The 20,803-nt window shown below is 61.9% G+C and carries 22 protein-coding genes; 12 read left to right on the top strand and 10 right to left on the bottom strand.

What is annotated here, in order from left to right:
* Nucleotides 1-65: 65 nt before the first annotated feature.
* The 8 genes from CB0101_RS00540 to CB0101_RS00510 all read left to right on the top strand — a co-directional run bounded on the left by CB0101_RS00540 (nucleotide 66) and on the right by CB0101_RS00510 (nucleotide 5,786).
* Entirely contained in the window at nucleotides 66-404 is a 339-nt protein-coding gene (locus CB0101_RS00540; protein WP_010309948.1) for a hypothetical protein, read from the top strand.
* Nucleotides 405-506: 102 nt separating this feature from the next.
* Nucleotides 507-1,004, top strand: coding sequence for a L,D-transpeptidase (locus tag CB0101_RS00535; protein WP_246833794.1), 498 nt, complete (start codon nucleotides 507-509; stop codon nucleotides 1,002-1,004).
* Between the two features lie 169 nt (nucleotides 1,005-1,173).
* Entirely contained in the window at nucleotides 1,174-1,845 is a 672-nt protein-coding gene (locus CB0101_RS00530; RefSeq protein WP_010309953.1) for an NAD(P)H-dependent oxidoreductase, read from the top strand.
* A 39-nt stretch (nucleotides 1,846-1,884) separates the two neighbouring features.
* Complete coding sequence (locus tag CB0101_RS15160) at nucleotides 1,885-2,049, top strand: hypothetical protein (protein ID WP_010309955.1); 165 nt, start codon at nucleotides 1,885-1,887, stop codon at nucleotides 2,047-2,049.
* Between the two features lie 379 nt (nucleotides 2,050-2,428).
* Nucleotides 2,429-2,944: a protease pro-enzyme activation domain-containing protein gene (locus CB0101_RS00525; protein WP_136643903.1), complete on the top strand. Its 516-nt coding sequence runs from the start codon at nucleotides 2,429-2,431 to the stop codon at nucleotides 2,942-2,944.
* The gene (locus CB0101_RS00520; RefSeq protein WP_136643902.1) at nucleotides 2,899-3,312 is read left to right on the top strand and encodes a hypothetical protein; all 414 of its coding nucleotides are present in this window, start codon (nucleotides 2,899-2,901) and stop codon (nucleotides 3,310-3,312) included. Before CB0101_RS00525 ends, CB0101_RS00520 begins: the two co-directional genes overlap by 46 nt.
* Nucleotides 3,313-3,333: 21 nt before the next feature.
* Entirely contained in the window at nucleotides 3,334-4,314 is a 981-nt protein-coding gene (locus CB0101_RS00515; protein WP_136643901.1) for an IS5 family transposase, read from the top strand.
* 65 nt (nucleotides 4,315-4,379) lie between these two features.
* Entirely contained in the window at nucleotides 4,380-5,786 is a 1,407-nt protein-coding gene (locus CB0101_RS00510) for a S8 family serine peptidase (RefSeq protein WP_136643900.1), read from the top strand.
* Nucleotides 5,787-5,800: 14 nt separating this feature from the next.
* Here CB0101_RS00510 and CB0101_RS00505 read toward each other — a convergent pair whose 3' ends face one another.
* Nucleotides 5,801-6,850 (bottom strand): methyltransferase domain-containing protein, encoded by a 1,050-nt coding sequence (locus CB0101_RS00505; RefSeq protein WP_010309965.1) that lies wholly within the window; start codon nucleotides 6,848-6,850, stop codon nucleotides 5,801-5,803.
* 127 nt (nucleotides 6,851-6,977) lie between these two features.
* A complete protein-coding gene (locus CB0101_RS00500; RefSeq protein ID WP_010309966.1) occupies nucleotides 6,978-7,430 on the bottom strand; it encodes a hypothetical protein in 453 nt (150 codons plus the stop codon).
* Between the two features lie 65 nt (nucleotides 7,431-7,495).
* On the opposite strand from CB0101_RS00500, the gene CB0101_RS00495 reads away from it, so the two are divergent.
* Complete coding sequence (locus CB0101_RS00495) at nucleotides 7,496-8,014, top strand: phycocyanin subunit beta (RefSeq protein ID WP_010309969.1); 519 nt, start codon at nucleotides 7,496-7,498, stop codon at nucleotides 8,012-8,014.
* 20 nt (nucleotides 8,015-8,034) lie between these two features.
* Here the strand turns inward: CB0101_RS00495 and CB0101_RS00490 are convergent, their stop codons facing one another.
* Nucleotides 8,035-8,427, bottom strand: a complete 393-nt coding sequence (locus CB0101_RS00490; RefSeq protein WP_010309971.1) for a DCC1-like thiol-disulfide oxidoreductase family protein — start codon at nucleotides 8,425-8,427, stop codon at nucleotides 8,035-8,037.
* Between the two features lie 32 nt (nucleotides 8,428-8,459).
* On the opposite strand from CB0101_RS00490, the gene CB0101_RS00485 reads away from it, so the two are divergent.
* The gene (locus CB0101_RS00485) at nucleotides 8,460-8,861 is read left to right on the top strand and encodes a hypothetical protein (protein ID WP_029553039.1); all 402 of its coding nucleotides are present in this window, start codon (nucleotides 8,460-8,462) and stop codon (nucleotides 8,859-8,861) included.
* On the opposite strand, the gene CB0101_RS00480 is transcribed toward CB0101_RS00485, so the two are convergent.
* From CB0101_RS00480 to CB0101_RS00460, 5 genes are read right to left on the bottom strand one after another with little or no spacing between them, the layout of a single operon-like run.
* Nucleotides 8,858-9,817, bottom strand: a complete 960-nt coding sequence (locus CB0101_RS00480) for a D-2-hydroxyacid dehydrogenase (RefSeq protein ID WP_010309976.1) — start codon at nucleotides 9,815-9,817, stop codon at nucleotides 8,858-8,860. The two genes, CB0101_RS00485 and CB0101_RS00480, sit on opposite strands and share 4 nt — an antisense overlap.
* Entirely contained in the window at nucleotides 9,814-11,346 is a 1,533-nt protein-coding gene (locus CB0101_RS00475; RefSeq protein WP_010309978.1) for an MFS transporter, read from the bottom strand. Before CB0101_RS00475 ends, CB0101_RS00480 begins: the two co-directional genes overlap by 4 nt.
* Complete coding sequence (locus CB0101_RS00470; protein WP_010309981.1) at nucleotides 11,343-12,239, bottom strand: GTP-binding protein; 897 nt, start codon at nucleotides 12,237-12,239, stop codon at nucleotides 11,343-11,345. Before CB0101_RS00470 ends, CB0101_RS00475 begins: the two co-directional genes overlap by 4 nt.
* Nucleotides 12,236-13,930, bottom strand: a complete 1,695-nt coding sequence (locus CB0101_RS00465) for an amidohydrolase (RefSeq protein ID WP_010309984.1) — start codon at nucleotides 13,928-13,930, stop codon at nucleotides 12,236-12,238. Before CB0101_RS00465 ends, CB0101_RS00470 begins: the two co-directional genes overlap by 4 nt.
* A 45-nt stretch (nucleotides 13,931-13,975) precedes the next feature.
* The gene (locus tag CB0101_RS00460; RefSeq protein WP_136643899.1) at nucleotides 13,976-15,712 is read right to left on the bottom strand and encodes an amidohydrolase; all 1,737 of its coding nucleotides are present in this window, start codon (nucleotides 15,710-15,712) and stop codon (nucleotides 13,976-13,978) included.
* A 263-nt stretch (nucleotides 15,713-15,975) separates the two neighbouring features.
* Between CB0101_RS00460 and CB0101_RS00455 the strand changes: the two genes are divergently transcribed.
* Nucleotides 15,976-17,637 carry an alpha-keto acid decarboxylase family protein gene (locus tag CB0101_RS00455; RefSeq protein ID WP_246833793.1) on the top strand — a complete coding sequence of 554 codons (1,662 nt, stop codon included), beginning with the start codon at nucleotides 15,976-15,978 and terminating at the stop codon, nucleotides 17,635-17,637.
* A gap of 6 nt (nucleotides 17,638-17,643) precedes the next feature.
* Nucleotides 17,644-18,204, top strand: coding sequence for a pyridoxamine 5'-phosphate oxidase family protein (locus CB0101_RS00450; protein ID WP_029553040.1), 561 nt, complete (start codon nucleotides 17,644-17,646; stop codon nucleotides 18,202-18,204).
* A gap of 9 nt (nucleotides 18,205-18,213) precedes the next feature.
* Here the strand turns inward: CB0101_RS00450 and budA are convergent, their stop codons facing one another.
* Entirely contained in the window at nucleotides 18,214-19,068 is an 855-nt protein-coding gene (gene budA, locus CB0101_RS00445; protein WP_043717833.1) for an acetolactate decarboxylase, read from the bottom strand.
* A 13-nt stretch (nucleotides 19,069-19,081) separates the two neighbouring features.
* Nucleotides 19,082-20,725, bottom strand: coding sequence for an acetolactate synthase AlsS (alsS, locus tag CB0101_RS00440; protein ID WP_010309995.1), 1,644 nt, complete (start codon nucleotides 20,723-20,725; stop codon nucleotides 19,082-19,084).
* Between the last annotated feature and the right edge of the window lie 78 nt (nucleotides 20,726-20,803).

The raw sequence follows: 20,803 nt of genomic DNA, 5'->3' as shown, positions 1-20,803 counted from the left end.
AGCTGGCGAGAACCTGGAGTGTTGTCAGCAACGGCGCCACAATCAGTGGCGACCGGACTCGATCGATGCTCAACCGCCGCCCCTTACACCGCACCCTCACAGCTCTGATCGTGCTCAGCGCCGGCGCCGGCTCAGCCCTCGCGGGCCAAAGCCTCTGGAGCCTGGAGACGGGCGTGCAGTCGTGCATCGAGACCAGCAGTGCCCAAGCCTGCCGGCAAGCTGAAGCCCTGGTGAACTCGCTCAAAAGCAACCCGGCTTACGGCCGCAGTTCCCACCTCTGCAAGGAGGAGATCAGTGAACTGGAAGAGGTGATCAAGCTGCTGCCCATGCGCGATGCCGTGCCCACAGAGGTGATGGCGTCTGTGTCTGATGTGCAGCTGGCCTGCCTGCCCTACGGCTTCTAAGAGCGAGTGCCAGCCGGACAACCGGATTTAGGTTCACCGGCGAAAAACAATGCCGCCTAGTTGTCATCAGCTCTGCGCTGGTGACACCGGATGCCCCTGCCGATGCTGCTTGCAGCCACAACGCTGGAGTTGGGCATGGCCTCCCCGCCGGCAGCGCTGCAGCCGATGCCGCTGCTCACCCTGGAGCGCACCTCACGGCGGCTACCGCGCACCGGAGATCCGATCTGGGATCTCCGGCTCGACATTCCCGGTGAGCCCGTGCGCCATTTCGACGCCGTGAGCGGCCGAGCCGATCGTCAGGGCGCCAACCGCGATCAAATGGGTAGCGAAGCGCCCCTCCCGATAGGCCGCTATCGGCTGGGCGCGATCGAACCACTGGGGCACCGCGATCCCAAGGAGCTGGGCCCGATCTGGATTGGCATCGAACCCGAATTCAGCACCGGCCGGCGCGTGCTTGGGATCCATCTCGATCCCAGCGCCGGCCGCAACTGGAACAGCGGCACCGCCGGATGCATCGGCCTGATCCGCTCCAACGACATGCATGCCCTGGCCGATCTGGTGCGCCGCAGCGGAGCAAACACCCTGGTTGTGGCGCAGTAGCACCAACCTTGCTAGGGATGGAGTACCGCCGAGGTGACGGCGCGGCCACCAGCGCCCCACTGCTCCAAGCCGGCGGCAATGGGCACCTCACTGAGATGCACCATTCCTCACACCCCCTGCCCCGGCGCAAGCCGGGGCTTTTCGCTGGCGGTGAAGGCGGACACGGAGAATGCAAACCATCTGGCCCGATGGCATGCCCGCCGACACCACCACCCTGCTCGACGCCCTGCGCTGGCGCTACGCCACGAAAGCGTTTGATGCAAGCCGGCAGATCGATGCCAGCACCTGGAGCGCCCTCGAAAACGCGCTGGTGCTCACTGCCTCCAGCTACGGCCTGCAGCCATGGAAGTTTCTGGTGATCAGCGATGCCGCCATCCGGGCCGAGCTGCGCCCCCATTCCTGGAATCAGAGCCAGATCACCGATTGCTCCCATCTGGTGGTGCTGCTGAAGAAGCGGACCATCACCGCCGCCGATGCGGATCGGCTCATCGAAGCCACCGCCAGCACCCGTGGCATTGAGGCCAGCCTCCTGGATGGCTACCGCAAGATGATCCAGGTGGATCTGATCGATGGCCCCCGCAGCCAGATCATTGGGCAATGGGCCGGAAACCAGGTGTACATCGCCCTAGGCAACCTGCTCACCAGCGCCGCCCTGCTGGGCGTGGACACCTGCGCGATCGAGGGGTTCAGCCCGACTGATTACGACCGCATCCTTGGGCTGGACAACAGCGAGTACCAGAGCTGTGTGGTGTGCACCTGCGGCTATCGCAGTAGCGATGACAAATACGCCAGCTTGGCGAAGGTGCGCTACGCCGCAGGCGATCTAATTGAGCACCGCTGAGCCAACCGCTGCTTCCGTTCGTTCCCTTTGAAACACCCCATGCCGCGCAAATCTCAACCGAAACCCACGCCCCCTTCCAAAGCTCCTGCCTCCAAACCTGCGCTGAGCGAAGGCTTCAAGATCAAGCTCCAGATCGCTGCAACCGTGTTCGTGCCGATGCTGGCGTTGGGGCTCTGGCTGAACAGCCAGGGGTTCTTTGGTTAAGGGTGAATACGCCCTGATCGATCAACTGCATCACCATCCCGATTCCGCGCTTGCTGCCACCGAAAAGCCGGGATCAAATGACATGGCCGATAGAAGGAGAACAGCATCCAGCACGGGCAGAACGGCAATATCGAATAGAATGCATATGAGCTGGCACTCCCAGTAGCAAGCCTGCGGGATCCTTGAGAGGAGCTGACGCACTCCACAGGAGGCAGGCCTGCTGAAGTTGCAGCACTACCGATCTCTGGTGACCTTGCGAGCGCCGCAAACAAGGCGCGTTAGCAATTTCATTCACCCATAAGGACAAGACCATGAAAAACGTAAACAAAAAATAGCAGCGACTTGTGCTCGCTAGACTACAAACACAAGCGAAGGCAACATGCTTCATCAAATTCGCAACTCCAATCAGTTTGCCTCCTGGGTCCCCGGAGCCTACCTAACTCCCTCGGACTATCTTGAAGGAACACCTGGCAACAACCTGCCGGACAGCCAGAAGAGATCACTCACAGACGAAACCAAGATAAACGTACAGTTCATCCTCAGGAGAAACACATTTGAAACAACAGAAAAGCCCGAAGGCTTCATTAAATCCAATGAGCTGTTAAATCTTCCCTACAGGCAACAGGCGTCATTCATCAACAACTTAAACTCCGAAGACATTCGCAGCTGGTATGGAGCTTCAGAGGGAGATCTCACAGCAGTCGCCAACTACCTGCTAAAAAATAACGCCACAAATGTAGAAGCAAACCAAGAGCAGAGATCTGTCAAAGCAACACTAACTCTTGGTGATTTTAAGTCTGCTTTCCTTGCCGGAAGGAGAGATATTGTTTTCAGCGAAGGCTTGAGGATATGCTCTACTACTATAATCCAGGAAATTTTACTGATTCTTATTTGACGGCCCGAGGGAGCGATGGCGAATCTTTCGCACGCGCGGTTATTGGCAGTCGTATATCACGGACAGTAAGCAGCAATCCACCAGAAACTACTCCGAGCCCTCAGGAGAACAACACTCCAAACGGCATTTCCAGCTTTGCTTACTATCCGCTAGAAGTTGCAGCCCAGTATAATTACCCTGACCAAGCAGAAACAAACGGTGGGAAGGGCATTGGCCTTGGCATCGTTGGCACCGGCGGCGATCAATTCAACAAGTATTTGAGCATAAACAACACACTCATCAACTATCTAAGCGCACAAGGGGCAAACACTGAAGACCTTGGGAAATTCTGGAAAACCCAGCCCGTCTGCGCGAAAATGAACCTGTAATCGCAGACCAGGACTGGGTTGATGGGCGGCAAGCAGCTCGGTTTCACGGACTATGAGCTGACCACGGCCAAGAAGCGCACCAAGCGCGAGAAATTTCTCTCCGAGATGGAGGCTGTGGTGCCTTGGCAGGCACTCATCGATCTGATCGAGCCGCACTACCCCAAGGCGAGCAAGAAAGGCGGCAGGCCTCCCTATCCGCTGGCAACGATGCTGCGCATTCATCTGCTGCAGCAGTGGTACTCCCTCAGCGATCCGGCCATGGAAGAGGCCTTGATCGAGGTGCCCACCATGCGCCGCTTTGCCGGCATCGAGCTGATCAGCGATCGGATCCCGGACGAGACCACGATCCTCACGTTCCGCCATCTGCTTGAGAAGCATGGGCTGGGTGAGCAGATTTTTGACACCGTCAAAGCGCTCCTGGCCGCTCGGGGCGTAACCATGCGTCAGGGCACGATCGTCGATGCCACCTTGATCGCAGCGCCCAGCTCCACCAAGAACAAAGATGGGAAGCGGGATCCGGAGATGCACCAGACCAAAAAGGGCAACCAGTGGTACTTCGGCATGAAGGTCCACGCCGGCGTTGACAAGGACTCAGGCCTGATCCATTCGGTTGTCGTCACCGCCGCCAACGTGCACGACCTCACCCCGGCAGCTGAGCTACTGCATGGAGATGAGGAGGTGGTGTACGGCGATGCTGGCTACCAGGGCATCGCCAAGAGACCAGAAATGGCTGGCAAGACAGCGGAGTTCAGAGTGGCGATGCGGCCCGGCACGCGCAGGGCTCTTCCTGACACCCCGGATGGGAGGGTGCAGGATCTGATCGAGACGGCCAAAGCTCACATCCGCTCCAAGGTTGAGCATCCCTTCCGTGTGATCAAGCAGCAGTTCGGCTTTCAAAAGACCCGGCTGCGAGGCTTGGCCAAGAACCGCTGCAAAATCAACGTGCTTGCGGCACTGTCGAATCTGTACCAGGCCCGACGACAATTACTCGCGACAGTGTGAACAGGGACTTGGTGTGCCTGCACACCTCTATTTAGCCTCAAAACCAGCCGAAAGTGGCTGGATATGTGAGCCAAGGTCATCAAAAAATGGCCTCAGAGGCAATTTGCAGCCAAAACCACTCTTTCTGCTCGCTGCCGCCGCTCAAACACCGCTTGTCCAGAGTTTCCCTTGGTCAATTCTTCTCGGACAATACGCCTGTCGACCCAAAAAATGCTGACATCTATGGTGAACCCTCGCTTGACTTCAGCATAGCCCGCTCCATAGCGCCAAAATCAGATATCTACATGAGCTCAAATTCAGGCGACTCGAAGCTCTACGGCTCTTTCGCTGAATTGATTTACAACAAAAGCGTTGATATCATCTCGTCGTCATCTGAGTTCGGGCAAGATCCAGGGACCTTCAACCTAACTGAAGCTCTAAATGAATTATTTATCGACGCATTACTGAGGGGACAGACCATCGTTCAATCATCTGGAGACGTGGGAGCGTCCAGCAACCGTAAATTTTTGCCCACAGGATCCACAATTCCTTCCCCTAGCGAAAGCCCAGCAGTCCTGAGTGTAGGCGGCACAGCCTTGAACAAAAATGCAAAAGCCATAACATGGCCGCGCAGCGAAGTTACTCTACCAACAGCATTTCCACCATCATTCAGCCAGAGCACAATTGATAACCTAACAGGACTAATCAGCGACCAATACGCATGGAAAGCCAACTCGTTTGTACCACTAACCAAAGAAGATCGCCAAGATGCAATAGTTTATCCCACAATTTCAAATCGATTCACAAGCAAAGATTTTATTGGCTCGACGCTGCTCCCAGGAGCCTTCGATAATTTGATTGGCGGCAGCGGAGTGCAATATTCTTCTGTCCTACCAATGCCTGCATACCAGACAGAGAATCTCAGCACGCAATGGCATGGGACTGGTCGTCGCTATCCAGACATTTCAGCCCTAGCTGGCTCCAGCACAAAACAAGAGAGCACAAGCTATTATTACTTCTTAGACATAGTCCCAAATAATGCTAAAACAGATTTTGTACCTGAGGTGTCTATAGCCGGAGGCACATCTGCCGCCACACCACTTGTTGCAGGGCTCCTCTCCAACCTCTTATCATACATCAGAGAGCGGTTTGGTCAGAATCTAAAATTCGGCATGATCAACTCGCTTCTTTATGAAGCTTACAATTCAGACTACAGAGACAAATTATTTTTTGACGTCCCAGCAGGAACCAACAATGCCAATGTTTTCACCATCGCAAACAATCCCGACAATTGGTCTGGATACACCCTCATATACCAAGATGAAACTACCAAACAGAAATACCTCATACCGGTCAACGGCACAGGTCCTGGCGGAAATTTAGACACTAACCTCTCCAGCACCGGCATAGGATTTGATGCAGCCACTGGCCTTGGCAGCATCAATGGCGAGGGGCTGCTGAATCAGCTGGCGTCTGTGTTCTCTCAGCTGTAGGAAGGGACACTCATTCAGCAGCAACTTGAGCCAGCCCCGCCCGCGATGCCGACGGCAGTGCGATCAAACGGAATGGAACTGCCGCAGCCCTCAAACAAGCCGTAGTGGCGATCGAACGCACCGATGAACTCAAAGTGCGGGGCGAAGCGCGTTTGCTGCAGCATCCGATAGGTGTTGCCGCACACCGGAAACACCTTGCCGGCTTCAATGCTGTGGTGCTTATCGAAATCGAGGCGGGTGGGTGATTCACGGATTGACCCGCGGTAGACCACGGCCTGGCCATGGTCTTCGCAGGCATCCTCCAGCTCGGGGATGTTGAAGAGGCGATAGGTGGCGGAATAAAAGCGCGCTTCTCCCACCAGGGCAGCGAGGGTCGGCTCGGTGATCTCCAGCGGCCGGTCGCTCACCAAGCGCGGATCGGCAAAGCCGGCGCCGCGAGCCATACGCAAAAAGTCGTTCCAGTAGAGGGCGCCGCCGAGGCATTCGCCATAGAGCACCGGATGGCTCTGCACCGCCGCAGGCAGGCGCCGATCGGCGTACACGTCGGAGAAATAAAACTCTCCCCCGGGCTTCAGGAGGCGCTGGGCACCACGCAGCACCGCAGGCTTATCGGTGGAGAGGTTGAGCACGCAGTTGCTCACGATCACATCGAAGCTGCCCGGCTCCAGATCCAGCTGCTCAAGGGCCTCGATGCGCCCCTCAAGAAAACGCACGTTGCTGAATCCGAACTGTTCAGCGTGGAAAGCCTGATGGCGCCTGGCCACCTCCAATTGCTCCGGCGTCATGTCGACGCCCACCACCTCGCCACTGGCACCCACCAATTGGGCCAGCAAATACACATCGCGGCCACTGCCACTGCCGAGATCGAGGATCCGGCAACCCTCCAGCAGAGGCGGGCACACCAGCCCGCAGCCGTAGTAGCGGCTGCTCACCTCCGGATGCACCTTGGCCAGAAGCGGCTTCAACCAGGCCGGCACCGCATCGGCATCGCAGCAGGCACTGGTTTTGAGGTCGGCGCTGCTCTGCAACTCCTGGCCGTAATAGGCCTGCACCAACTCCTGCATGGATTCCCCAACTCGCACTGCGCTGGCCGAACCGTAGGGAAGCGCCAAGGCGGGGGGGCATGCGGGGGTAGCGGTGTCTGCCGATGGATATGCATGGATATCCATCGGCAGACACTCGCTCCAACACCTACGGAGTTGGCTCGACCACCGCTTCCAACGAGGGGCCAAAGGAGCGGCCACCCGCTGCGGGCTGAAAGCGGCCAGGCCCAGCTGGATCGGGGCTCAACCAGGCGGGCACGCGCTCGCCGGGCTCGAGAGGCGGCACCGGGGAGGGGCCAGCCCACCCCTGCGGACGCGCGGGGGGAAGGCCATAGCTCAGGCGGATCTGATCACCCGGCTTCAAGCGGGCGCCAGCGGGCTGGCGTTTCACCTCCAGCACCTGGGCCACCACTTGCAACTGTTGGCCAGCAGCCACGCTGCCCGTGCGGTGCACGCTGCGCACCAGCAGTTCAAGCGCATAGGGGGCCTGGCGGTGCTCCTGGGCGTAGACAGCCGGGGGCAGCTCCGCGCGCCCTTCGGGGGGGAGGGTGAGGGTCAGACAGCCCAGAGCCAACCAGGCCGCAGAGAAACGGTGTTTCATCGGATCACGCTCGCGGGGCCAGCACGCCGCTTCCTAGATTCCTGAGCCCGAGAACACAGTTCTTCATGTTCGACGCCTTCACCAAGGTCGTTGCTCAGGCTGATGCCCGCGGCGAATTCCTGAACGCTGGTCAGATTGATGCCCTCGCCGCCATGGTGGCTGAGAGCAACAAGCGGATGGATGCTGTGAACCGCATCACCTCCAACGCTTCCAAGATCGTCACCGGCGCGGCTCGCGACCTCTTTGATCAGCAGCCCGCCCTGATCGCCCCCGGTGGTAACGCCTACACCCACCGCCGGATGGCTGCTTGCCTGCGCGACATGGAGATCATCCTCCGCTACGTGACCTACGCGATCTTCACCGGCGACGCTTCCGTGCTGGAAGACCGCTGCCTGAACGGCCTGCGTGAGACCTACCTGGCTCTGGGCGTTCCTGGCGCTTCCGTGGCTGAGGGCGTGCGCAAGATGAAGGACGCCGCCATTGCGATCGCCAACGATCGCAACGGCATCACCCCCGGCGACTGCTCCGCTCTGATGAGCGAGATCGGCACCTACTTCGATCGCGCTGCTGCTGCTGTGGCCTGATCCCAGCCGCCGCTGATCCCTCAGGCCTGCCGGAGCCCCGTTTGATCGGGGTCTTCCGGCAGGCCTTTCCAGTGCAAGGCCATGCGCCGGGCCCAGAGCAGCAGTGGGTACAAGCGGCGTGCCTGGGGAGGTGCGGCGAACAACTGCCGCAGCAAAGCCAGCAGTGGATCGCTTGGTTGCAAGCGCGTGCAGAGCTCAGCAATCGCCTCAGCCCCAAACCAAACCTGATCCCCCTCCAGCAACACCGCGCCGCGGGCCAGATTGAACCCGCGAGCCTTGAGCTCCGTTCGCAGCGCGGCATCGGCGCGGCCATCGCGGATCTGGAGCCCGGGCACCCCACCCACCAGCTCACTCCGCAGGGCGAAATGACGGCAAAACGGGCAGCCGCCGTCGTACACGAGCACCAGGGTCATTGCGCCATCCTGATCAGGCCCGCTCCCTTGCCGTGACCCAGCTCCTGGCACTGCTCCTGGCACTGCTCCTGGCCTTGACGCTGCCGCTTTGGGATCTGATCGCAGCGCCGGCTGGCTTGGCCCTGGTGGATCCGGCTCCTGAGCACTTCCTCTGCGATGCCGATCCCCTGGTGGCGTCTGTGCATCTCGGCGCCGTGGATGCCGCCGAAATCCCCAACAGCTCCAGCGGCACCGTGCCTGGGGCCTTCATCGTGCTGCAGTGGCGCGGCGTGAGCCTGCAGCTGCCGCGCACCAACAACGCCGGCACCCCCAGCTACAGCGATGGGCGCTGGTGGTGGCAAGCGCTGGATCCCGATCATCCGGAGTTCGCCCAGCGACGTGGCGACTGGGAGAACTACAGCTGTGAACGGGTACCCACGGCTGCTTTGCCTTAACCAGGCTGCACCACGTTCACCGGTGCTCCCCCCAGAAACGCGGCAATGTTGGCGGCCGACTGGGCAATCAGCCGCTGGCGAGCGGCCCGGGTCGCCCAAGCGATATGGGGGGTGATCACACAGTTCGGGGCTCGGAGCAAGGGATGATCAGGCGCCGGAGGTTCCACGCTCAAGACATCGAGGCCCGCACCAGCCAGGCGCCCCGCATGGAGGGCATCCAGCAGAGGGGATTCCTGCACCAGCGGACCACGCGCTGTGTTGATCAGATAGGCCGTGGGCTTCATCTGAGCCAGCCGCGCCGCATCCACCAGCCCTGCCGTTTGCGGGGTGAGCGGGCAGTGCAGCGTCACCACATCGCTCTCCTGGAAGAGGCGATCCAGCGTGACGAACTCACCACCCTCAGGGATCGGCCCCTGGGCCGATCGCCGGTTGCCAAGGATCTGCATGCCGAAGGCACGACCCACCGCGGCCACCGCCGCGCCAATGGCGCCGTAGCCCACCACGCCCAGGGTGAGACCGGCTAGTTCCACCAAGGTGCCGTCCCAATAACTGAAGTCAGGCCCGGCGCTCCAGCGCCCGGCGTGCACGCTGTCGGAGTGATGGCCGGTGCGGTTGGTGAGCTCCAGCAGCAGGGCGAATACGGCTTGCGCCACGCCTGGAGTGCTGTAGGCGGGGACATTGCACACGGTGATCCCCTGCGCCTTGGCCGCTGCTACGTCGACCACGTTGACGCCCGTGGCCAACACACTGATCAACCTGAGCTTCGGCAGGGCCGCCAATGTCTCCGCCGCTAGAGGCGTTTTGTTCGTGAGCACGATCTCGGCATCGGCGAGGCGAGCGTTCACCTCGGCAGGGGCCGTGCGATCCCACACCGTGCACGGAGCAAGAACAGACAACGGCTCCCAGCTCAGATCACCTGGGTTGGTGGTGTAGCCATCCAGAACAACGATGCTCATCCCTGAGGTTGCTCAACCACTTGGCTGCCCTGCTGATGACCAATCACCAACAGCAGCAGGCTGATGGCGCCGAGCAACCCCACCAGCAACCCAACCACGATCATCGTGCCCGCCAAGCCACTGGCGTAGGCCTGGCCGATCACCTCAAGGGCCTTCGAGGTTGTCTCTTTGTGCTGCGTGAGGGCGCCGCTGCTCAACAGAGCCCGCACCTTGGCTTCGAGCTCCGGGATCTCAGCGGGGGAGGCTCCCAGCTTGAGCAAGCGATCGCGCAGGCTGGCAAAACCGAATCCATTCACCATGGCGCCACTGGCGGCAAAGCCCAGGGCAAAGCCCAGCTGACCGGTGGTGGTGCGGAAGGCGGTCACCGAGCCGAAATAGCGGGGCGGTGCTTCCTGCACAAACAACGCTGACTGGGGCACAGAAATGAACGCCAGCCCGATCCCCACCAACACCAACGGCACCACAAGCGAGGCATAGCTGGTGGTGGTGCGCAGACCGGCGAGCAGGAACAACCCGAGCACCAAGGTGATCGTTCCGCCCGCCATCAGCTGCGTGGTGCGGCGGCCTGGGCTCATCAGGCGACCTGCCACCACGCCGCCAACGGCAAAGCAGATCAGCAGCGGCACCTGAGCGAGGGCGACCTGGCTGGTGCTGTAACGCTGCACCACTTGCCAGAAATTGCTGGTCTGCAGTTGAACCACCGCCTGAGCAAAGTTCCAGGCGATGCCACTCACGATCGCCGCGGCAAAGCAGCCACGGCCGTAGAGGGAAACCGGAAAGATCGGTGCCTGGCGGCCGCGTTCGATCAACACATGCACGCCGAAGAGCACCACGCCGGCCAGGGTGGGAATCAGGAACTGGGGTGAGGTGAACCCGCTCACCGCATGGCTGACGCCGCTGAGGAACAGCACCATCGCCGCGGCGATACTGATCAGACCCGGCCAGTCCGCCCGCAACTCTCGGTTGGCGGGCATGGCGGGCAGCAGCACCGGAACAAGCGGCAGGCAGAGCAGCGCGATCAGCGGCACCAAGCCGAGCGCCAGACGCCAGCTGCTGTCGGCCAACACGCCACCCACCAGGGAACCACCGATGAAGCCGGCAATGATCAGCAGGTTCCACACACCCAGGGCCTTACCCAGCTCCTCGGGCTTGCTCACAAACCGCACCGACGCAAAGGTGAGCGCCAACACCGCACCCACGCCGATCCCCACCAGGGCACGGCCGACGAGAAACAGGCCTGCACTCGGAGCCGCCAAGGCGATGCCATCGCCAGCGATCGACAGCACCAGGCTCGCCATCAACACCTTCCGGCGGCCCAAACGATCGCCGAGAAAACCCATGAGCAGCACCGTGGCGGCCTGAGCCAGGGTGGAGATGCTGGCGGCAAGAGCCAAGGTGGCTCCATGCATGTTCAGAGCCTCGCCAGCTTTCACCAAGGCGGTGTTAGCCACGGTGGGATCGATCAATTGCAAGCTGGCCAGCACCCCGAGAAAGGGCACCGCCAACGCTTGCGTTGATGACTTGTTCATGCAGGGATGAGGCGGGGGGACGAAACGGTGGCTGGCCAACGGGGCGCAGCCGCATTGGCGCGGCTGATCACCACGAGCTGGCCGCGCCGTTGCAAAGGGCTGGGCCAGGGGCGACTGGGAGCCGCGGCCAACGAGAGCCGAGGGCCTGTGACATCCAGGCTCACGGGACCATGGGGGGCATCCGCCAGCCACAGATCCCCCTTGGCGCGCAGCACCTCCGGACCGAGTTGCTCGGCCCAGGCCAGCACCTGACTGCGCTCGAGCGCTTCGAGTTGCAGCCAGACATCGCTCCGCACCAGTTGCCGTTCGCTGTGGGAGGGGGGAGCAGGCTGCTGTTGGAGGGCCTCCAGCTGCTGAAGCAACCACTGCTGACGCCGCTTGGCCTCCACCGGTTCCAGCAGATCGGCTTTGCTGAACTGCAACACGTCGACCCCCTCGAACTGTTGTTGCACCACCTCACCAACCCAGGGGTCGTGCCAGAGGGTTTCAATCCGCTCCAAATCCACCACCTGCAACACCCGCGCGATGGTCAAACCCAACAGCTGCAGCTGACTGGCCACCCGCCGGGGCACCGCCATGCCGCTGGTTTCAATCAGCACATGAACCGGAGGCTGCTCGCGCTTGGCCAGCTCCAGGAGCGCCACTCCCAAGCCATCGCGCAGTGTGCAGCAGACGCATCCACCGCCGAGCTCCAGCACACGACCATCGCCCTGGCGGAGGCGTTCGGCATCCACATTGATCTGGCCGAGATCATTCACCAGCAGGGCCCACCCCTCACAGGCGCCCTGTTGCAGCCAACCATTGATCAGGGTGGTTTTGCCTGAACCCAGGTAGCCCCCCACCACCGTGACGGGGACACCGCGCAGGCGTGCCACAGCTGAGGCGTTGCTCATGCCTGACCTCCATCCAGGGAGCCGTACACACAAACGCCGTCTTTGAGGGTGGCCACCACGGCGATGCCATTGAGCTGATCGGGGGCCAGAGCAGTGGGATCTGCATCGAGGATCACCAGGTCGGCCCGCTTGCCAGGAGCCAGGCTGCCTTTGCTGGTCTCCTCACGGATTTGCCAGGCGGCTTCGATGGTGAGGGCCCGCAGGGCCGCTTCAGCGCTCACGCACTCCGAGGCGCCCAGCACCACACCGGTGCGGGTGCGGCGGGTCATCGCCGTTTCCACCATGCGCATCGGCTCAATCGGCGTGACCGAAAAATCGTTGTGGTTCGAGCAGTGCAGCCCCAGAGCCATGGCACTGGCCATCGGGCTCATGCGCCCAGCCCGCTCAGGCCCCAGGTTGGCCAGGTGCACATCGCCATAGAAAAAGGCATGCACCGTGAAAAAGCTGGGGTGCAGGCCCAGCTCCACGTACTGCTCAAGCTGGCCGGGCGCCATGAACTGGGAGTGGATGATCACCGTGCGGTGGTCCTGCTCGGGCCGGAGCCCGGCCCGGCGGCAGGCCTCGATCATCAAGTCGATCGCAGCATCACCGTTGCAATGGGAAAACAGCTGAATGCCCTGAGCGCTCAGCTGAGCCACCGCCTCCATCAGTTGCTCAGGCGCACACACCGGCTGACCGCGCCAGTTGGCCTCCCCATTAGGGCCCGGTGTGAGCAGCGGCTCGCCCCAGAAGGCCGTTTTGCCCTGGGGTGAGCCATCCACCAGCAGCTTGATGCCCTGAAGCTTGAGGCGATCGCGGTAGCTGCCGAAGGCCTCGCGCGCGGGCTGGGGGAGCTCCAGTGGTTGGCCGTGAAAGTCGGGGAAGCGCTCGCGCAGCATCGATGGCACATCGAGCACCAGCGGCAGCAACACCAGGTCGACCCAGAGGCGACCTTCGCGCGCCGCCCGCTGAAACAGGCCCAGATCGGCGGCCACCGTGGCGCCGTCCTGCACGGTGGTGATGCCTTTCGCGGTGTAGAGCCGCTGTGCCATCTCAAACTGCTCCAGCCGCTGCTCCTCGGAGGGCTGTGGCATGTGCAGGAACAAGGGGATGAAGGCCGTCTCCATCACCAGACCTGCGGGCTCAGTGCTGCCGGGGCGGCGCACGATCACACCACCAGCGGGATCGGGGGTGCTGGCGTCGTAACCCGCCAGTGCCAGAGCGCAGCTGTTGAGCACCGCGCCGTGGTTGGAGTTGTGGATCACCATGACCGGGTTCTCCGGAAACAGCGCATCCAGATCGGCCTTATCGAGCGGGCGGCCGTCGCTGAAGCCATCCGGGTCGTAGCCATAGGCGATCACCCACTCGCCATTGGCAACGGGGTGGCGCACCACGTGCTCGCGCAGCACCTGCAGCAGGTCGGCGATGCTGGTCACGGGCCCTGCCGGGGGCCTCTGAATGTTGGCCCAGCCCACCACCTGCAGGGCATTGGCGAAGTGACCGTGAGCGTCAATGAAGCCAGGCAGCAAGGAGCGGCCCGCCAGATCCAGCCGCTGGGTGTTGGGCCCAGCGTGAGCCATCACATCCGCCTTAGCTCCCACCGCCAAGATCTCACCGCCGGCGATGGCGATCGCCTCGGCTCGGGGCTGGGACTCCTCCATCGTGAGGATGGAGCCCCCATGAATGATGAGATCAGCAATCGCGACAGTCATCAGAACAAAGCAAGCTGTGAATGGCTCTTGAGAGGGAGGTTTTGATCAGCAACACCGTCTGACCACAGCCGTGGCTAAATGGCGATGGGGCTCAGGATCACTCACCCCAGCCGCGCGCTCAAAGGCAGCAATGTCAAGGCGTTCACCGCCCAGCCAGGTCGCTTGCACACTGATCCCGTCTTCGAGATGCATCGGATCCACATCGTGGGGGTCAACATCAAGCTGAACAAAATCGGCGAGCTTGCCAACTTCAATCGAGCCAATCTCGTGCTCACGGCCCAGGATGAAGGCCGCATCAATCGTTTGCGCGCGCAGAGCTTGATCCAGACTGACCCGCTGTTCAGGACCATGCAGGGCGCCGGACTGTGTGGTGCGCGTGACAACCGTTTTCAGATTGCCAAGCGGTGAGGGTGGGCTCACCGAACCATCGTTGTGATATGAGGGCCTAAGGCCAGCCTCCGTGGCATCTTTAACGCGGCACCACTGGGATCCTTGCTCCGGTTCAAACATCTCTCCATCCAATAAATCTCCCCAGTACTGGAATTGGAATGGCCCCATGGAGGCGTACACCCCAAGACCAGCCGCCCGACGAAGCTGATCCGGCCTGGCTGCACCGAGATGCTCCAAGCGCCAGCGGTGATCCGTGCCCAGCAGATTGTGGCGTTTAAGGGCCGCCTCAAAGGCATCCAGCACCACATCCAAGGCCGCATCACCATTCACATGAATGGCCATCTGCCAGTTCTGCGTGCAAATTGAGCTTTGATCCTGGAAATCAAACTGAAGGCGATCGCCAGCCAGTTGATCCAGAATCTGATCCAATTGTTCACGGGAATAATTCATCTCCTGCGGCACCCCAGGCTTGATACCAGCGGCTCGCACAGCCGGCGTATCGAGGTAAGGGAATGTGAGCGCGATGTTGCCCACCCAGGGGGACCCATCGGCCCACAGCTTGATCCCTTGCTTGCACAGCATCTCAGGCGCAACATCCGACTCCCACGGCCCAGCACAATCGGCAGCCGTCGACACGTGATAGAGGGAGACGCGCAAGGGACAGTGAGGCAATTGCGCCAGGGCCTCAAACGACTGTTTTTGCGAACTGTTGTAGGTCATCTCCGAGACCGTGGTGATGCCATTTCCTGCCATTAAGGCGTACCACTGAGCCGCCGAGGCGAGAGGATGCGGAACCAGATCTGGCATCAAGGCCTCCATCAGCAACATCAACGGAGGCGCTTCAAAAGCCTGACCATTCGACGTGCCATCAGGATGCCGACCAAAGGAGCCCCCCACAGGGTCAGGGGGCGGTGCCTGGGTCCACCCCATGCGATCGATCACAGCCGAATTGAAATACGCTCCATGCCCCGAGTTATCCACCACCAGCGCTTCACGATCCGGGAAATAGCGATCGAGAACCTCACGGGTTGGCGGTGGAGCGCCATGCAGCAATTTGTCAAAACCATTAAAGAGCAAGGCCTGACCAGCTGGAGCCTCAGCTTGCAGTTTCTCGAATAAATCAGTCACTGACTTCCAGGTGGGATAGCCCACATAAGGCGCAATCCAGTAAGCCGGAGGCTGCGTTCCCACCCCAGAGAGAACAGGGTGAGAGTGGGATTCCACAAAGCCCGGCAACAGCACATCAGAACCCAGATCAATCACCTCCGCATCCGGCAATTGCCTCTGGCAGCTGGCTAGATCGCCCACCGCCGCAATGCGACCCTCCGGGCTCACCCCCACCGCCGTTGCGATGGGGCAGGCAGGATCCATGGTGAGGATGCGCGAAGCCACCAGAATCCGCGGACGACCGATCGACAACGCCCGACTCCCAAGCAATCACTCACCGAGATCTAGATCAACCAGTCACACCTGTCAGCAAAGCCATCGATTCACAACAGAACAGGCCCCGCCAAAAGAGTAAATAGGCTTTCAATCCAAGGCCTGATTGAGCGCTAGCCGGATTGCCTGATTCTCTTCAGAGTCGACCGCAACCAGACCCGCTAAGCCATGTAAGAACCCTCACCATCACTTCAGGGCCATGGCTGCTCCAAGCGTTGCCCAGTACACCCTCAGCCGTCTGTCTCAGCTCGGCCTCGATCGGATCTTCGGAGTACCGGGCGACTACGCCATTCGCCATCGACGATGCAGCCGAGCAGGTGCCCGGCCTCTCCTGGGTGGCCTGCGCCAATGAGCTGAATGCCGCCTACGCCGCCGATGGCTACGCCCGCATCCGCGGTGCGGCGATCCTCTCCACCACCTACGGCGTGGGTGAGCTCTCGGCGATCAATGGCGTGATGGGCAGCAAAGCCCATCGCCTGCCGGTGTTCCATCTGGTGGGCATGCCCAGTGAACGCATCCAGAAGCAGGGGCTGATCACCCACCACAACCTGGGCGATGCGGTCTACGACCGCTTCCAGGCCCTCTCCGCAGAAGCCGCCTGTGTGAACGCCGTGCTCACGCCCGACAACTGCGTGGATGAGCTGGAGCGAGTAATCCGCGATGCCCTGCGCCAAAGCATGCCGGCCTACCTGGTGATCTCGGAGGTGAACGGCGGCCAGCCGGTTCTGGGCGCACCTGTGACCGGCCAACCACTGTCGACGATCAAACGGCAGCACAGCGTGCCCGCTGAACTGGAAGCGGCAGTGGCCACAATCCTGGCCCGACTGGCCGCTGCGCAGCGGCCTGTGGCCGTGCTCACCCACCTGGTGAGCCGTTACGGCGTGCGCGAGCAGGCCCTGGAACTGATCCGCAAAACCAACCTGCCCACCGCCCTCACCCCGAACGACAAGGGCACCATCGACGAAGCGATGCCGCAATATGCGGGGCTCTATGCCGGCGACTGGTCATCGTCGAACGAGGTGCGCGATCTGATCGGCCATGCCGACTTCGTGCTCGACGTCGGCGGGATCGTCACCACCGAACTCAACACCGGCCTGTGGACCGGCAACTATGACCCCGCCAAGGTGGTGTCGATTCAGGACAACTTCGTGCGCGCCGGCGGCAAGGTGTTCGTGAATGTGGCGATCGATGATGTGCTCAACGCCCTGTGCGAACGCGTCACCACCCGCTGCAACGATCACGGCCTAAAGCTCGAGGCGATGCCGCTGGTGGGTGAGCCCGGCGATGCCACCAGCTCCGCCAGCTTCTACCCACGTCTGCAGCGGCGGCTGCGCTCCGGCGACACGCTGGTGATCGAAACCGGCACCTGCATGACCTACCTCAACAAGGTGCTGCTGCCGGCAGGTGTGAGCGCCGAAGGCCAGGGCCTGTGGGGCTCGATCGGCTGGGCCACTCCGGCCTGCTTCGGGGTGGCGATGGCCAAAACCTCCGGCCAAACCTGGATGGTGACCGGCGATGGGGCGCACCAGCTCACCCTCAATGAACTGGCCGTGATGGGCCGCTACGGCGTGAAGCCGCGGATCTTCGTGCTCAACAACGGCCTCTACGGCGTGGAGGATATGCTCAGCGAGCGCGGCCATGGCTATGACGACCTGGCCCCGGTGAACTATCACCTGTTGCCGGAGGCCTTCGGCTGCAAGAACTGGATCAGCGCCCGGGTGAGCACAGTGGCCGAACTCGACTTGGTGCTCGATCAGATCGACGCATACGACAGCGCGGCCTATGTGGAGGTGATGATTCCGAACGAGGAAAGCCAGCCGCTACCAGAGAGCACAGTCGACAGTGGCTATCTACTGAAGACCCCTCCGGTCGGCTGACGATCCATGTCCCTCCCCCCCTGGCGACCGTTGCTGCGCGGCGCTCGCCAGCGGGAGGGGCGATCCCCGCAGGCCCGCTGGCTGCAGCTGGCCACCCTTGGAGCCGATGGCGCCCCGAGGGTTCGCACCCTGGTGTTTCGGGGCTGGGCTGGCCCCGCTGAATTGGATCTGCTCACCGATCGCCGCAGCAGCAAAAGCGCGGAGCTCACGGCCGAACCACGGGTGGAACTGTGCTGGCTCCTGCCCAAAGCCCGCTCGCAGTTCCGCCTGCGGGGCCAGCGCCTGGTGATGCCACCGCAGGTGATCGAGGAAGCCAGCCAGCAGCACTGGCAACAGCTCCATCCAGGAGCCCGATCCCTTTGGGGCTGGCCCGAACCCGGCGCATCCTTTGAGGCCGATGCCGCCTTTCCAGCCGAGTTGGCCGATGGCAGCCCGATGCCGGCCTGCTTTGAGCTGGTGCGCATTGCAATCGAGCAGGTGGAGCTGCTGGAACTCACCGGCCATCCCCACCAGCGCCGCCGCTGGCGGTCGGATCAGGCATGGGCGGAAGAGCGGCTCAATCCCTGATCGGATGTCTCAGGGGTGATCCCCCTCTGCCTTCGCCAGGGCTGCCGCCGGATCCCCGCTCAGATCGGCCTTGAGAAAAGCCGGCGTTTCTGGCAGCACCAACTGCAGATGGCTTTCGCGATGCAGCTCAAGCTGCAGCTCACGGCTCTGCAGTTCGAGCACGTGGCCGGCGTGGCGGTGATCGTCGCTGAGCAGATGCAGGTGATAGCCCGGCACGTTGATCGTGCGGGCGTAGGTGGGAGTCCAGAAGCCCACCAATGTGCCAGTCACATTCTCCAGATCAAACATCGCCTGGGCGTTGGTGGCACTCACCAGATCCACACCGGCTTCCGCTTTGCAGGCCACCCGATAGCGGATCCGCTCGAACACCCCGCGCAGGCGTATCGCCACAAACAAGTTGGCGTTGTCGCGGAGTTGATCGAGCCGGCTGGTGAGATCAGCCCAACTGGTGAGATCCGTGAGGCGATCGCTGTGATCAGCCTGAAACTGCGTGACCGCCCAGAACGGAGCTAGAGCTTCATGGGGCGCTTGCTGCACCGTGCCATCGGAGCGGGCCTGCCAGCAGACCCCATCCAGCAGGATCCCCTCACCATCGAGCCCATCGAAAGTGCCGAGGCCGAAGTTGCCGTGCTTGAGCAGCTCCCCCACGGTGACGCAGCCTTGATACACCCCCTGCACCAGGGCGCCGGAGGTGGACACCTGATAAATGGTGTGATGCTCAAGATCCAGGCATTCAGCCAGGGCCTCGCGCATCACATGGCTCGCACTTTCACCGGTGCGCCGACAGCGCTCCTGGAGAGCTTGATACAAGCCATCACCCAAGCGCACATGGAGCTCGTGGTGGGAATCCGGGCGACATGTCATCACAAAGGCTCCCTCAGTGAATGAAGTCTTGATGCACGTTTTGCATCAGTTTGAGGTTCTGGGAGTAATCGATCGGAATATCAATCAACACAGGCACGGTTTGCTGCAGCGCTTCCCGCAGCACTGGCCCGAGCTGATCGGCTGCTGTGATGCGATAGCCCTTGCAGCCGAACGCTTCGGCGAAGGCTTCCACGTTGTAGGTGCCAAGCTCCACGCCCGCTGTGCGGCCGTAATGAGCTTGCTCCTGGAACGCCACCATGTCGTAGCTGCCGCTGTTCCAGATCAGGTGCACGAAACGGCTGCCGATCCGCGTAGCCGTTTGCAATTCCGTGGCGGTGAAGAGGAACCCGCCATCGCCCGACACCGAGATCACCGGCTGCCCTGGGCGGCAGAGATTGGTGGCCATCGCCCAGGGCAAGGCCACACCCAGGGTCTGCTGACCATTGCTCACCAACACCTGCCGGGCATGGCCGGCAGGGAAGTAGCGATTCATCCAGATGTAGTGGGAGCCCACATCCAGCGCCAGGGTGGTGTCTGGCGTCACCACCTGGCGCAACTCATGGATCACCCGCAGCGGATGAAGGGGCGTGCCTCCAAGCTGGGCGCCCTCAGCCGCCGTGGCATGAAGCTCGGCAGCAGCAGTGTCTCCACTGCTTCGGAAGGCTTCCTCCACCGTCGCCTTGATCAGCGGTGCCAGGGCGGAGAGGCTGGCATCGATGCCACCGATCAGTTCGGCGCTCGGCAGGAAGGCTTGATCCTGATCGGGCGGCAACACATCCACCACCACCAGCGGCCGGCTGTTGCCGGTGTTCCAGAGGCTCGGATCAAACTCGATCGCATCGAAGCCCACCGTGATCACGCAATCGGCGGCATCGAGCAGGTGATCGGCGGGCTGATTGCGGAACAGGCCCACGCGACCGGCGAACTGATCCGGGGCCACCCAGGCCCCGGGCCCTTGAAACGTGGCGCAGTAGGGAAGGCCGCTGCCGCGCACAAACGCCTGCAGCGACTCCGCCAACCTGCCCTGCGACGCCTGCATGCCCAGCAGCAGCAGCGGGCGGCGGCTGGCATTGATCAAGTCAGCAGCCCGGCTGAGTTCCGATGCAGCAGCGGCGCCCTGATGAACCGGCCGTGCCCAGCCCGCTGAGAGCTCGCCAGGGAACTCCGCCAGGCCCACATCCTTGGGCAGCCCCAGGAAAGCTGCACCGGGGCGACCGCTCTCAGCGGCCCGCACCGCATTGCCGAACACCTCCGGCAAGCTGTGTATGGAGAGCGCCGTCTGGGCGTATTTCGTCACCGGCCGCATCACATCCACCCCATCGAGGGCCTGATGGGTGTGCTTGAAGCGATCGTCGATCGGCACCTCACCGCCGATGGCCAGCACTGGATCTCCCTCGGAGTTAGCCGTGGCCAGACCGGTGACCAGGTTCGTCACCCCCGGCCCGGACGTGACCAGACACACGCCGACCGTGCCGGTCATCCGGCCCACGGCCTGGGCCATAAACGCCGCGTTCTGTTCATGGCGGCAGAGCACCAGCTCAATGGAGGACTCGCTGAGAGCCTCAAACACGCTGTCGACTTTCGCGCCCGGAATCCCGAACACATGGGTCACACCGTGCTGCTCCAGCAGCTTCACCAGAACTTGAGCGCCGTTCATGGCGTTGAACCAAACCACCTCAACCCTGAGGGGATGCGCTGGGTTCAGCAACCAGAACGCGACGATCCGGTTACAAAC

The organism is Synechococcus sp. CB0101 (assembly GCF_000179235.2).
Classification (GTDB): Bacteria; Cyanobacteriota; Cyanobacteriia; order PCC-6307; family Cyanobiaceae; genus Vulcanococcus.
The sequence above is the reverse complement of the archived record's forward strand: the minus strand, read 5'-3'. Positions and strand labels throughout refer to the sequence as shown.

What these genes read in the sequence shown, in the direction of transcription:
- CB0101_RS00540 (WP_010309948.1), top strand. Translation starts at nt 66, where the DNA reads ATGCTCAACCGCCGCCCCTTACACCGCACCCTCACAGCTCTGATCGTG.
- CB0101_RS00535 (WP_246833794.1), top strand. Translation starts at nt 507, where the DNA reads ATGCTGCTTGCAGCCACAACGCTGGAGTTGGGCATGGCCTCCCCGCCG.
- CB0101_RS00530 (WP_010309953.1), top strand. Translation starts at nt 1,174, where the DNA reads ATGCAAACCATCTGGCCCGATGGCATGCCCGCCGACACCACCACCCTG.
- CB0101_RS15160 (WP_010309955.1), top strand. Translation starts at nt 1,885, where the DNA reads ATGCCGCGCAAATCTCAACCGAAACCCACGCCCCCTTCCAAAGCTCCT.
- CB0101_RS00525 (WP_136643903.1), top strand. Translation starts at nt 2,429, where the DNA reads ATGCTTCATCAAATTCGCAACTCCAATCAGTTTGCCTCCTGGGTCCCC.
- CB0101_RS00520 (WP_136643902.1), top strand. Translation starts at nt 2,899, where the DNA reads ATGCTCTACTACTATAATCCAGGAAATTTTACTGATTCTTATTTGACG.
- CB0101_RS00515 (WP_136643901.1), top strand. Translation starts at nt 3,334, where the DNA reads ATGGGCGGCAAGCAGCTCGGTTTCACGGACTATGAGCTGACCACGGCC.
- CB0101_RS00505 (WP_010309965.1), bottom strand. Translation starts at nt 6,850, where the DNA reads ATGCAGGAGTTGGTGCAGGCCTATTACGGCCAGGAGTTGCAGAGCAGC.
- CB0101_RS00500 (WP_010309966.1), bottom strand. Translation starts at nt 7,430, where the DNA reads ATGAAACACCGTTTCTCTGCGGCCTGGTTGGCTCTGGGCTGTCTGACC.
- CB0101_RS00495 (WP_010309969.1), top strand. Translation starts at nt 7,496, where the DNA reads ATGTTCGACGCCTTCACCAAGGTCGTTGCTCAGGCTGATGCCCGCGGC.
- CB0101_RS00490 (WP_010309971.1), bottom strand. Translation starts at nt 8,427, where the DNA reads ATGACCCTGGTGCTCGTGTACGACGGCGGCTGCCCGTTTTGCCGTCAT.
- CB0101_RS00480 (WP_010309976.1), bottom strand. Translation starts at nt 9,817, where the DNA reads ATGAGCATCGTTGTTCTGGATGGCTACACCACCAACCCAGGTGATCTG.
- CB0101_RS00475 (WP_010309978.1), bottom strand. Translation starts at nt 11,346, where the DNA reads ATGAACAAGTCATCAACGCAAGCGTTGGCGGTGCCCTTTCTCGGGGTG.
- CB0101_RS00470 (WP_010309981.1), bottom strand. Translation starts at nt 12,239, where the DNA reads ATGAGCAACGCCTCAGCTGTGGCACGCCTGCGCGGTGTCCCCGTCACG.
- CB0101_RS00465 (WP_010309984.1), bottom strand. Translation starts at nt 13,930, where the DNA reads ATGACTGTCGCGATTGCTGATCTCATCATTCATGGGGGCTCCATCCTC.
- CB0101_RS00450 (WP_029553040.1), top strand. Translation starts at nt 17,644, where the DNA reads ATGTCCCTCCCCCCCTGGCGACCGTTGCTGCGCGGCGCTCGCCAGCGG.
- budA (WP_043717833.1), bottom strand. Translation starts at nt 19,068, where the DNA reads ATGACATGTCGCCCGGATTCCCACCACGAGCTCCATGTGCGCTTGGGT.
- alsS (WP_010309995.1), bottom strand. Translation starts at nt 20,725, where the DNA reads ATGAACGGCGCTCAAGTTCTGGTGAAGCTGCTGGAGCAGCACGGTGTG.